Source organism: Kaistia defluvii (assembly GCF_040548815.1).
Taxonomy (GTDB): domain Bacteria; phylum Pseudomonadota; class Alphaproteobacteria; order Rhizobiales; family Kaistiaceae; genus Kaistia; species Kaistia defluvii_A.
Window position 1 is genome coordinate 170,901 of the sequence record NZ_JBEPSM010000004.1, and the last position, 12,063, is coordinate 182,963.

General features: G+C 66.4%; 10 protein-coding genes. 3 read left to right on the plus strand and 7 right to left on the minus strand.

The features are described from left to right. The first annotated feature begins 294 nt into the window (after positions 1–294). Positions 295–3,735 carry a pyruvate carboxylase gene (gene pyc / locus ABIE08_RS20990; RefSeq protein WP_354553799.1) on the plus strand — a complete coding sequence of 1,147 codons (3,441 nt, stop codon included), beginning with the start codon at positions 295–297 and terminating at the stop codon, positions 3,733–3,735. A 282-nt stretch (positions 3,736–4,017) separates the two neighbouring features. Here pyc and ABIE08_RS20995 read toward each other — a convergent pair whose 3' ends face one another. The 6 genes from ABIE08_RS20995 to ABIE08_RS21020 all read right to left on the minus strand — a co-directional run bounded on the left by ABIE08_RS20995 (position 4,018) and on the right by ABIE08_RS21020 (position 9,383). Beyond that, on the minus strand, positions 4,018–4,311 hold the full coding sequence (locus ABIE08_RS20995; RefSeq protein WP_354553801.1) for a GIY-YIG nuclease family protein: 294 nt from the start codon (positions 4,309–4,311) through the stop codon (positions 4,018–4,020). Positions 4,312–4,604: 293 nt separating this feature from the next. Beyond that, entirely contained in the window at positions 4,605–5,957 is a 1,353-nt protein-coding gene (locus ABIE08_RS21000) for an extensin family protein (protein ID WP_354553802.1), read from the minus strand. Between the two features lie 100 nt (positions 5,958–6,057). Continuing rightward, a complete protein-coding gene (locus tag ABIE08_RS21005) occupies positions 6,058–6,996 on the minus strand; it encodes a Gfo/Idh/MocA family protein (protein WP_354553804.1) in 939 nt (312 codons plus the stop codon). A gap of 91 nt (positions 6,997–7,087) precedes the next feature. Beyond that, positions 7,088–7,564 carry a GNAT family N-acetyltransferase gene (locus ABIE08_RS21010; protein ID WP_354553806.1) on the minus strand — a complete coding sequence of 159 codons (477 nt, stop codon included), beginning with the start codon at positions 7,562–7,564 and terminating at the stop codon, positions 7,088–7,090. After that, positions 7,561–8,589: a patatin-like phospholipase family protein gene (locus ABIE08_RS21015; RefSeq protein WP_354553807.1), complete on the minus strand. Its 1,029-nt coding sequence runs from the start codon at positions 8,587–8,589 to the stop codon at positions 7,561–7,563. Before ABIE08_RS21015 ends, ABIE08_RS21010 begins: the two co-directional genes overlap by 4 nt. Further along, entirely contained in the window at positions 8,586–9,383 is a 798-nt protein-coding gene (locus tag ABIE08_RS21020; protein WP_354553809.1) for a 3-hydroxybutyrate dehydrogenase, read from the minus strand. Before ABIE08_RS21020 ends, ABIE08_RS21015 begins: the two co-directional genes overlap by 4 nt. Positions 9,384–9,558: 175 nt before the next feature. Between ABIE08_RS21020 and ABIE08_RS21025 the strand changes: the two genes are divergently transcribed. Together ABIE08_RS21025 and ispG are read left to right on the plus strand one after the other, a co-directional pair. Further along, on the plus strand, positions 9,559–10,095 hold the full coding sequence (locus ABIE08_RS21025) for a transcriptional repressor (protein WP_354553810.1): 537 nt from the start codon (positions 9,559–9,561) through the stop codon (positions 10,093–10,095). A 172-nt stretch (positions 10,096–10,267) separates the two neighbouring features. After that, complete coding sequence (gene ispG / locus ABIE08_RS21030) at positions 10,268–11,551, plus strand: flavodoxin-dependent (E)-4-hydroxy-3-methylbut-2-enyl-diphosphate synthase (protein WP_354553812.1); 1,284 nt, start codon at positions 10,268–10,270, stop codon at positions 11,549–11,551. Between the two features lie 48 nt (positions 11,552–11,599). Here ispG and ABIE08_RS21035 read toward each other — a convergent pair whose 3' ends face one another. Further along, positions 11,600–11,980 carry an endonuclease domain-containing protein gene (locus ABIE08_RS21035; protein ID WP_354553814.1) on the minus strand — a complete coding sequence of 127 codons (381 nt, stop codon included), beginning with the start codon at positions 11,978–11,980 and terminating at the stop codon, positions 11,600–11,602. Positions 11,981–12,063: the final 83 nt, after the last annotated feature.

The window sequence follows — 12,063 nt, forward strand, 5'->3', positions numbered from 1 at the left end:
GGTCCTCTCCCCCGGCGGGCGAGGACCCGACAATGCTTCGGCTTTCATAATAATAGGCGGTTTTCACCGCCCGCTTTGGCGCGCCGGCGAAGGTGAAGCGGGGCGCGCCTGGGTTGCATACCGCGCCGCGCCAAGTCGCGTAGACGGCTTTGTTATTCGTCGTATGAAACTAACGTGTTACCGCCGCATTGCAGCGTAGAATTCCGATCTTTTCGCAATCGCACAAACCTTGTAATCATTCCCGGGAGAGGCTCGTTCGCGCAGCGACGAAGCACGGCAATGTTGGGGGAATACGTGACCATCAAGAAAATCCTGGTCGCCAACCGGTCCGAAATCGCCATCCGCGTTTTTCGCGCGGCGAATGAGCTGGGCATCACGACCGTCGCGATCTTCGCCGAGGAAGACAAGCTCGCGCTGCACCGCTTCAAGGCGGACGAGGCCTATCAGGTCGGCAAGGGTCTCGGCCCCATCGAAGCCTATCTGAACATCGCCGACATCATCCGCATCGCCCGCGAGGCGAAGGTCGACGCCATCCATCCGGGCTATGGCCTGCTCTCGGAGAGCCCCGAATTCGCCGAGGCCTGCGCCGAGGCGGGCATCATCTTCATCGGCCCCTCGCCCGACACCATGCGCATGCTCGGCAACAAGGTCGCCGCGCGCAATCTGGCGATCTCGGCCGGCGTGCCCGTCATGCCGGCGACCGATCCGCTGCCGGACGATCCGGAAATCATCAAGGCCGAGGCGGCCCGTATCGGCTATCCGCTGATGCTCAAGGCGTCCTGGGGCGGCGGCGGACGCGGCATGCGCGTCATCCGCGACGAGGAGACCCTGCTCAAGGACGCGATCACCGCCAAGCGCGAGGCCAAGGCCGCCTTCGGCAAGGACGAGATCTATCTCGAAAAGCTGGTCGAGCGCGCCCGCCATGTCGAGGTGCAGATCCTCGGTGACCAGCACGGCAACATCGTCCACCTCTATGAGCGCGACTGCTCAGTGCAGCGCCGCCACCAGAAGGTGGTCGAGCGCGCCCCCGCGCCCTACCTCGCCGAGACCGAGCGCAAGGAAATCACCGACTACGGCGTCAAGATCGCCAAGGCTTCGAACTATTACGGCGCCGGCACCGTCGAATTCCTGATGGATGCCGATACCGGCAAGTTCTACTTCATCGAAGTAAACCCGCGCATCCAGGTCGAGCACACCGTCACCGAGCAGGTGACCGGCATCGACATCGTCAAGGCGCAGATCCACATCGCCGAGGGCGCGGCCATCGGCACGCCCGAATCCGGCGTGCCGAAGCAGGACGCCATCCGTCTGAACGGCCATGCCCTGCAGTGCCGCATCACGACGGAAGATCCCGAGCAGAACTTCATCCCCGATTACGGCCGCATCACCGCCTATCGCGAGGCGTCCGGCTTCGGCATCCGCCTCGATGGCGGCACGGCCTATTCCGGCGCGGTGATCACCCGCTTCTACGACCCGCTGCTGGAGAAAATCACCGCCTGGGCGCCGACGCCGCAGGAGGCGATCGCACGCATGGACCGCGCGCTGCGCGAGTTCCGCATCCGTGGCGTCGCGACGAACCTGACCTTCGTCGCCAACATCATCAACCACCCGCAGTTCCGCGACAATTCCTACACGACGCGCTTCATCGACACGACGCCGGAGTTGTTCTCGGCCGTGCGCCGGCGCGATCGCGGCACCAAGCTGCTCAACTACATCGCCGACGTCACCGTCAACGGCCATCCCGAGACGCGCGGCCGCGTCAAGCCGAAGGCCGACGCGCTCGCCAAGGTCATCCCGCATTTCGCGGCCGACCCGGCGCCCGGCACCAAGCAATATCTCGACGCGCACGGCCCCGAGGCGCTCGCCCAGTGGATGCGCGCCGAAAGCCGCGTCCTGATCACCGACACGACCATGCGCGACGCGCACCAGTCGCTGCTCGCGACCCGCATGCGCACGCATGACATCGTCGGGATCGCCGACGCCTATGCACGCGGCCTGCCGGGGCTTCTCAGCCTCGAATGCTGGGGCGGCGCCACCTTCGACGTCTCGATGCGCTTCCTGACCGAGGATCCCTGGGAACGGCTCGCCATGGTGCGCGAGCGCGCGCCGAACATCCTGCTGCAGATGCTGCTGCGCGGCGCCAACGGCGTCGGCTACACCAACTATGCCGACAATGTCGTCAAGTTCTTCGTCAAGCAGGCGGCCAAGGGCGGCGTCGACCTGTTCCGCGTGTTCGACTGCCTGAACTGGGTCGAGAACATGCGCGTCTCGATGGACGCGGTGCGCGAAGAGGGCAAGGTCCTCGAGGCGGCGATCTGCTACACCGGCGACATCCTCGATCCCGACCGCGCCAAGTATGACCTGAAATACTATGTCGGCCTGGCCAAGGATCTGGAAAAGGCCGGCGCGCATGTCATCGGCCTCAAGGATATGGCGGGCCTGTTGAAGCCGGCCGCCGCCAAGAAGCTGATCGCGACGCTGCGCTCCGAGACCGAGCTGCCGATCCACCTGCACACGCATGACACGTCCGGCATCTCCGCCGCGACCGTGCTGGCAGCGGTGGAAGCCGGCGTCGACGCGGTCGACGCGGCGATGGACGCGCTGTCCGGCCTGACCTCGCAGCCCTGCCTCGGCTCGATCGTCGAGGCGCTGAAGGGCTCCGATCGCGACACGGGCCTCGACCCCGACGCAATCCGCAAGATCTCGTTCTACTGGGAAGCGGTGCGCGGCCAGTACGCCGCCTTCGAGAGCGATCTGAAGGCCGGCGCCTCGGAAGTCTACCTGCACGAGATGCCGGGCGGTCAGTTCACCAATCTGAAGGAACAGGCCCGCTCGCTCGGCCTCGACACGCGCTGGCACGAGGTCGCGCAGGCCTATGCCGACGTCAACCAGATGTTCGGCGACATCGTCAAGGTGACGCCGTCCTCCAAGGTCGTCGGCGACATGGCGCTGATGATGGTGTCGCAGAACCTTTCCGTCGCCGACGTCGAGAACCCGGCCAAGGACATCGCCTTCCCGGATTCGGTGGTGCAGATGATGCGCGGCGATCTCGGCCAGCCGCCGGGCGGTTGGCCGGAAGCGATCCAGAAGAAGGCGCTGAAGGGCGAGACCCCGTCGACGGCGCGCCCCGGCTCTCTGATCGCCGCCGCCGACCTCGAGGCCGAGCGCAAGACGGTGCAGGAAAAAGTCGGCAATGGCGAGATCGACGATTTCGCGCTCGCCTCCTACCTGATGTATCCGAAAGTCTTCACCGACTTCGCCAAGGGCCTGCAGAACTGGGGTCCGACCAGCGTTCTGCCGACCCCGGTCTATTTCTACGGCCTGCCCGTCGGCGAGGAGATTTTGGTCGAGCTCGAAAAGGGCAAGACCATGGTGATCCGGATGCAGGCCATCGGCGACGCCGACGAGGAAGGCCTGATCCGCGTCTTCTTCGAGCTGAACGGTCAGCCGCGCGTCATCAAGGTGCCGGACCGCGCCAATGCCGGCTCGGTTGTTGCCAAGCGCAAGGCCGAGGACGGCAATCCGAACCATGTGCCGGCGCCGATGCCGGGCGTTGTCTCGACGCTCGCGGTCAAGGCCGGCCAGACGGTCAAGGCCGGCGACGTGCTGCTGTCGATCGAGGCGATGAAGATGGAAACCGCCATCCACGCCGACCGCGACGGCACGATCGCCGAGGTCCTGGTCCACGCCGGCAGCCAGATCGACGCCAAGGACCTTCTGGTGGTGTTCGGGTAGGTCTTATCGGGACGCGGTTCCTTGGGATCGCGTCCCCGGCTTCCTCGCTGGAGCAGCTGAACTACGTGACGGAGTTCCGCGAAGCCCTCCTTCGAGGCTTCGCTGACACGAAGCACCTCAGGATGAGGGCTGAGTTTGTTTCGACTGGGAACAGCATGCCGTTGCAACCTCGGTTGCTCCAGTACTGCAGGTCTATCCAATCGCACGACCATCATCCTGAGGTGCCCGGCGAAGCCGGGCCTCGAAGGAGGGTCCAGCGAAGTCCAAACCAGCCGTTGAACATCAACGGGCGCCGGACCGCTTGGACAGGATCTGGACGAGCGCCCATTCGCCACGGACCAACGCTTCCTTCTTGGCTCGCGACCAGCCCTTCAACTGCCTCTCGGCCGCGTGGGCGTCGGTGATCCGCTCGAAATCCTCGGCCCAGACCAGTTCCACAGGCCGGCGGGAAAACGTGCAGCCGCGATAGGCGCCCGACTGATGCTCCAGCAAGCGCCTTTGCTTGTCCTCGGCCGCCGTCGAGCCGACGTAATAGGAGCCATCCGCGCAGCGAAGCATATAGACGGACGCGCCCATCGAGCCTCCTGGAGCCCTCCTTCGAGGCCCGGCTTCGCCGGGCACCTCAGGATGATGGCTTTGGGTTTGATGGAAGTTTGCAGGTGGTCTGGTACAAGCGCAACGCGATTGGTGAAGGCATCAGCATCACAACGCCAACTACGCAGCGCGGCTACCGCCCAAACGCTCCCCGCCCTGCTTCCCACCCTCCACCATCATCCTGAGGTGCTTCGCGCCAGCGAAACCTCGACGGAGGGTCCAGCGAACTCCGAATTGCTTTGGAAACCGATACAAGGGCCGAGCGCGTCCCAACCTCAGCGGCAGTATTTCCGGCCGCCGCCCTTGCCGCGCTGGCGCAGGTCCACGTGGTAGTGGTCCTCGTGGTAGCCGTCCGAGCCGGGACCCAACACCGTATTAAACTTGTCGCACGCCGACACGCGCGCCGCCTTCAGGAACGTGTCTTCCTTCTCGGTGCGATCCTTCGCCTTTGATACCGTCACCCAGCGGCCGTTCACTTGGAAGGCCGCGATGTCGATCGCGTTCAGGAAGGCGTGCTCGGAGAGCATGGCGTTGACCACGCGGTTACGGCCGCGGCAGGAATAGGAGTCCGCCACCCGCAACGCCGTCACCCGGCCGCCCAACGTCGCCTGCGCCGAGGGCTGGATGTCCTGCTCGACCCAGCGCGCCAGCGTCGTCGCCACCGCGCAATTGATCTTGGCGCCCGGCTCCAGCTCGACCTTGCCGCCTTCGAGCGCCGTGACCTCGAACGGATCCGGCCCGCCGCAGCTCCCGGCATGGATCGCCGGCAGAGCCGAGGCCGAAATCTTCAGCCCGCTCATGGACGCCTTGCAAGCGGCAAGCGCCTCCGGCACGGCGGGGATGATGTTCGGAACCAGCGCGGCCAGCACGACATCCGGCTTGCGGCGCGGCATGGGCAGCGAGGGCGGCGTCGCCGCGGCGACGGCGGACTTATCGTCTTCGGTCTTGCCCGCCGGCGCGGGGTCGGCGGGGGCGAGCGCAGCTTCCTTCTCCGGCGGCGGCAGGCGGTCGCCCTTCTTCAGGCTGCCATCGACATTGCGCCCATCGGTCGGCGTCGGCTTCAGCAGCGTCGGCAGAACGGGCGGCGCAAAGGCGAGTTCGCCCTCGCTCGGCGGATCGGCCGGCACCGCGCCGGCAAGCGCGGAAGCGGCGGCGATGGCGCCGGCGGCAAGAGCCGGGTCGGCGGGAATGGGTACCGTCTTCACCGTGCCGACCGTCGCCTCGGCCGGGGCCGGAATGGCGACCAGTCCGGCTGCCTTGCGGTCCTCCGCGGGCTTCGTGCGGGGCAAGGGCGTGGCGGCGACGACCGGAGCCTGCGAGGCCGGCGCCTCGACCGCCTCGGCCTTAACGGCAGGGCGCGGGGTGGGTAACGGCGTGCTAACAGCCGCACTCCCCGCCGGAGTTTCCACGACCGGCGGCGCCGCCGCCTTGGCAGGCTCGACGGCTCGCGGGGCGCGATGCGGTTTCCGCTTGGCGGGTTTCCGCTCCGAGGTCTGGTTGACCTTGGGAAAGACCTTCTGGAACAACTGGTCGGGGGTGACGGCGCGTGCCTCGATCGGCATCGCGCCAACGAAGAGGGCGGCCAGAAGGCCGCCCGCGCCAAACGTCAGGACCCGCAATTTTGCCATCGCCGTACCTGCCCGCCTCGTGATTGCCAGTGGCTTCTCAAAGATAAGCAACGCAATGCAACAGCGTTCCGTTCCGGCCGGCGTCGCGGGACGCCCTCGCCTACCAGACGAAGGCCTCCGTCACGTCGCGACGCCCGACCAGCATGGCATCCGCGACGAGGCGCAGCGGCGACCCGTCGACATCGCTCTGGCCGGACGCGAGAAGCTGGGCGAAATGGGCGTAGATCCGCTCATATTCCTCGCTCGGCGCCTCGACGGCGAGCTTGCCGTCGACCTCCAGCGCCGCGCCGCCCTTGTAGAGGCGCAGCTTGTGGCCGGCGGCGGCTTCGATCGTCATATGCCACTTCTCGTCGCCCTGCTCGCGCCAGTCGAAATCGGCGGTGAGCGTCGGCTGCGCCGCCTCGGCGCTGCCGAAGGTGAGCTTGGCGGCGATCGGCGTCTGTCGGTTTTCCGGATAGGTCAGCGTCGCGGCCTTTACGAAGGGCGCGAAGGGCAGGATCTTGACGAAGATCGACAGCGCATTGATGCCGGGATCGAACACGCCGAAGCCGCCCGGCTCCCAGATCCATTCCTGGCCGGGATGCCACTTCTTGACGTCCTCGCGCCATTCGATCTTCACCGAACCGACGCCATGCTTGGCGAGCAGCGCCTTGGCCTCGTCGACGGCCGGGTTGAACTGCGAGTGCCAGGTGGCGAACAGGACCTTGCCCTTCGCCGCGGCAAAGGCCTTCAGATCCTCGAATTCGGCCAGAGTCGCCGCCGGCGGCTTCTCGAGCAGCACATGCTTGCCGGCCTCGAGCGCCTCGCGCGCAATGGCGTGGCGGACGTCCGGCGGCGTGTTGACCGAGACGATGCCGATTTCCGGCATCGCCGCATAGAGATCCGCCGCCGTCTTGAAGCTCGGCACGCCGTTATGGCTGAGGCCGCGCTGGCTGACCACCGCCGCGACCTCGAAATCATTGCCCTTGTCGATCACCGGCAGGTGCTGGTCCTGCGTGATCTTGCCGAGCCCGATGATCGCGATTTTCTGCTTGGCCATCTATTCCGCCCTGATCGTTTCTGCTGTTTGATTTGGTTGTGGGCGATCTAACACCATGCGGCGCCGGATCGCAAAAGGCCCGGCCCTCCGGTCAGGCGGGCTCGGCGTCGAGATGCCGGATGAAGATCACCAGCTTGTGCGGGCCAACATCCCGCTCGACCTCGGTCCAGCCGCGCGCGGCGTAATAGCCGCTCTTTTCCGGCACGGCGCAGAGGTAGATGCGATCGAAGCCGAGCGCGCGGGCCTCGTCGACGATGCGGCGCGACAGCGTCTCGCCCATGCCCTTTCGGCGCTCTTCCGGCTCGACCCAGAGCGCGGCCAGCCAGGGCGTATATTGCGGCCGCTCCTCGACATCGCTGTCGATCAGGATGGCGGAGCCGACGAATTCGTCGCCGCGATGCGCGACGACCCCGAGCGGCACGGCGTCGGTCTTGAACTGGCGCAGATGGCCGAGCAGCGTCGCCAGCGGCTCGCCCGCCTCGCGCCACCAGGCATGCCACATCCGGTCGGCGACGGTGCCGATGAACTCGGAGCGCGCGGCAAGGCTTGAGATCGTCACGTCGGTCACTGGAACTGCGTCCTTAAATCCACGGTGTCGCGCACGCCTATATCGGCAAAATGGGCCTGGAGCCAATCCTCCGCCGCCATCCGGCCGGCGGCCTGCAATTCCTCGAAGAAGGCGCGCGACGTATCGAACTTGGTCGAGGCCGAGAACTTTTCCAGCGCCTTGCCGGCGTCGATTCGATGGACGCGGTTGTGGCGGTAGTGGCCGGGATCGAGCCTGCCCTCGGCCAGCATCCGGTTGACGAAATCGATGCTGCGCAGTTCGCGCAGCAGCGAGGCGTTGAAGGTGATCTCGCTCATCCGCTCCAGGATTTCCTTGGTCGAGGTCGGCACGGTGTTTCGCTCGATAGGATTGATCTGCACCAGCAGGATGTCGGACGTCCGGGTTTCGGTGAAGAACGGGAACAGCGCCGGATTACCCATGAAGCCGCCGTCCCAGTAAGGCTCGCCATCGACCTCGACGGTCTGGAACAGATAGGGCAGGCAGGCCGAGGCCATCACCGCATCGGCCGTGATGCCGCCATCGGAAAACACCTTGATCTTGCCGGTCTTCACCGCCGTCGCCGAGATGAACAGCCTTGGCGCGGCGCAGGCGCGGACCCGCTCGAAATCGACCATCTCGATGACGATCTCGCGCAGCGGGTTGATGTTCATCGGGTTGAAGCCATAGGGCGAGGAGAAATTCGTCATCGCCTCGATCATGTGGAAGGGCTGCATCGCCGGCACGCGCCACGAGCCCATCCAGGCGCCGATGAAATCCCGCGCCGAGGCGCCGGGGCGGCCGGCGGCGCTGACCCGCATCCAGAATTCCTGGAGCCGCAGGCGCGCACCCGCTGCGCCATCGCGCGCCATGCCGTCGGCGAGCGCCACGGCGTTCAGCGCGCCGGCACTGGTGCCCGAAATCGCCTCGAAGCCGAGGCGGCCATCCTCCAGCAGCTTGTCCAGCACGCCCCAGGTGAAGGCCCCGTGCGCCCCGCCGCCCTGCAGGCCGAGATTGATGATCTTGCGCCCCGGGGCCGCGGCGCTCATGCCGCGGTCCAGCCGCCGTCGATCGACTGCAGCGACCCGGTGATGCTGCGCGCGCCATGGGTGGTGAGGAACAGCGCCAGCGCCGCCACCTCCTCGACCGTGACGAATTCCTTGGTCGGCTGGGCGGCGAGGATGACATCCTTCTTCACCTGCTCTTCCGTCATGCCGCGCGCCGCGGCGGTGGCCGGGATCTGCTTTTCGACCAGCGGGGTCCAGACATAGCCGGGGCAGATGGCGTTGACGGTGATGCCCTTGTCCGCCACTTCAAGCGCGACCGTTTTGGTGACGCCGGCAATGCCATGCTTCGCCGCGACATAGGCAACCTTGTAGGGCGAGGCGACGAGCGCATGCGCCGAGGCTGTCGAGATGATGCGCCCCCAGCCCTTCTTCTTCATCGCCGGCAGCGCCAGGCGGATGGCGTGGAAGGCCGCGGTCAGGTTGAGCGCGATGATCAGGTTCCACTTGTCGACCGGGAATTCGTCGATCGGCGCCACATGCTGCACGCCGGCATTGTTGACCAGCACGTCGATGGCGCCGAATTCCTTCTCGACATCGCCGATCATGGTGGCGATCTCGTCCTCGCGCGTCATGTCGGCGCCGGAATAGCGCACCTCGACGCCGAATTCGGCCGCCAGCTCGGCGCGCAGCTTTTCCGTCGCCACCGGATCACCGAAGCCGTTCAGCACGACATGCGCGCCGGCGCCGGCCATGGCCCTCGCCATGCCGAGACCGATGCCGGAGGTCGACCCCGTCACCAGCGCGACCTTGTCCTTCAGATGACCGTCCTTCGACATGAATTCGCTCCGGAATGAATGATAAGGGGTGAGAACCGAGCCAGACGACCATATATTGCGGCGCAGCAGCAAGGGAAGTTGACGTCGGTGTCGCGCCCCGCTCGGCCTTGCGGGCGATCCGTGATAGAACGCGGCGCAGCGGATCCTTGCCCGCGCGCATGAGGATTGGATGACCATGAGCGGAGCCAAGCACGCCACGGCGACCGGAACGGACCAGATCGTGCTCGAACACAGCGACCACGACCACGACCATTGCGCCCGCGACGCCATCGCCCATGCCGAGGCGATTTCCGCCGCCGAGGGCCTGCGCTTCACCGAGCAGCGCCGCAAGGTGCTGGCCGCTCTCGCCGAAAGCCATGTCCCCGCCAGCGCCTATGACGTGATCGACCGGCTCGCCGCCGAGGGCCCGCGCCCGGCGCCGGTCTCCGTCTATCGGGCGCTCGAATTCCTGGTCGAGCACGGCTTCGCGCACCGGATCGAGAGCCGCAACGCCTATATCGCCTGCTCGCGCGGCCCCGAGGGCCACGACAAGCCCGGCCATGGCGCGGCGACCGTCTTCCTGCTCTGCGAAACCTGCGGCGCCGCCGGCGAGGCCTCGTCCGCCGCCCTGACCGAGGCGCTCGCCGCCGTGACGCAGGCGGCCGGCTTTGCGCCGCGCGCCCCGATCATCGAAATCCGCGGCCTCTGCGCCCGCTGCCGCGAGGCGGCATGATGCCTGGCGATACGCTCCTGCACCTGAGCCCGAAAAGCCCTCGCCCGCTTGCGGGAGAGGGTCGGGTGAGGGCCTTGCCTTCAAACGAAGCTCCAAATTCGCGCCTTCGGCGCGCCCTCACCCCAGCCCTCTCCCGCATGGCGGGAGAGGGAGCGACAACGCGTGATCTCGCATGAACGAAATCTCTTGCTCCCCCGAATTCACCGCCGGCCCGCTGCCGCGGCGCCGCGCCACCTCTGTCCGCGTCGGCAAGGTCCTGGTCGGCGGCAACGCCCCCGTGGTCGTGCAGTCGATGACCAATACGGACACGGCCGACATCGACGGCACCGTGGCGCAGATCGCGGCCCTGGCCCGCGCCGGATCGGAACTGGTGCGCATCACGGTCGACCGCGACGAAGCGGCGGCCGCCGTGCCGTTCATCAAGGAAAAGCTGCTCGCGCGCCGCATCGACGTGCCGCTGATCGGCGACTTCCACTATATCGGCCACAAGCTCCTGACCGATCACCCCGCCTGCGCCGAGGCGCTCGACAAATACCGCATCAATCCCGGCAATGTCGGCTTCGGCGAAAAGCGCGACCGCCAGTTCGCGACGCTGATCGAACTCGCGATAAAATACGACAAGCCGGTGCGCATCGGCGTCAACTGGGGCTCGCTCGACCAGGACCTGCTCACCCGCCTGATGGACGAGAACGCTGCTTCCGCCACGCCGATCTCGGCCGCCGCCGTGATGCGCGAGGCGATCTGCCAGTCGGCCATCCTGTCCGCCAATCTGGCTGAGCAGATCGGCCTGCCGCGCGAAAAGATCATCCTCTCGGCCAAGGTGTCGAACGTGCAGGACCTGATCGCCGTCTATCGCGATCTCGCCCGCCGCTCCGACCATTGCCTGCATCTGGGCCTCACCGAGGCCGGCATGGGCACCAAGGGCATCGTCGCCTCCTCGGCCGCCATGGGAATTTTGCTGCAGGAAGGCATCGGCGACACCATCCGCGTCTCGCTGACGCCGGAGCCGAACGGCGACCGCACCCGCGAGGTGCAGGTGGCGCAGGAACTGCTGCAGACCATGGGGTTCCGTGCCTTCCTCCCGATCGTCGCCGCCTGCCCCGGCTGCGGCCGCACCACCTCGACCGTGTTCCAGGAACTGGCGAGCCGCATCCAGGAAGACATCCGCACGTCGATGCCGGTCTGGCGCGAGCGCTATCCCGGCGTCGAGGCGCTGAAGGTCGCCGTGATGGGCTGCATCGTCAACGGTCCGGGTGAATCGAAGCACGCCGACATCGGCATCTCGCTCCCCGGCACCGGCGAAACGCCAGCCGCGCCCGTCTTCATCGACGGCAAAAAGGCAATCACTCTCCGCGGGCCCGCCATCGCCGAGGATTTCCGCAAGCTTGTGGATGAGTATATCGAGAAGCGGTTTGGGATTGGCGCGAAGGCAGAGGCGCCGGAAGCAGCGGAGTAGAAGCGAACGCCCCCTCCCCGAAAACGCCGAGGCGTTTTCGACCCTCCCTCAAGGGGAGGGTTCAGAGGGAGGTTGTTCTGCTGCGTCTGCGATGGCCCTGTAGACCGCTTCGACATTGTTCATCACATCGGGATTGGTGAGGCGCAGGACACGGAAGCCCCGCGCTTCGAGCCATGCGGTCCGCCTTGCGTCGGCAGCGATCGCCGCCTCGGCAAAATGCTGGCTGCCATCAATCTCAACGACCAGGCGACGTTCGGCACAGAAGAAGTCGACGATGAACGGACCGATCGGGACCTGGCGCCGGAACTTCAGTCCCTCGACGGCGCGAGCCCGCAATCGCAGCCACAGCCGGAACTCCGCTTCCGTCATGTTCCGGCGCATGGTGCGGGCAAAGCCGAGTTGACGAGGATCTGCGATGCGCCGGCTCATCTCCAGCTCCCAAGATCTTTCGTCAATCTTGCGGGATTCCACTATTTCAGCAAGCTCCGCTGAACCCTCCCCTTGAGGGAGGG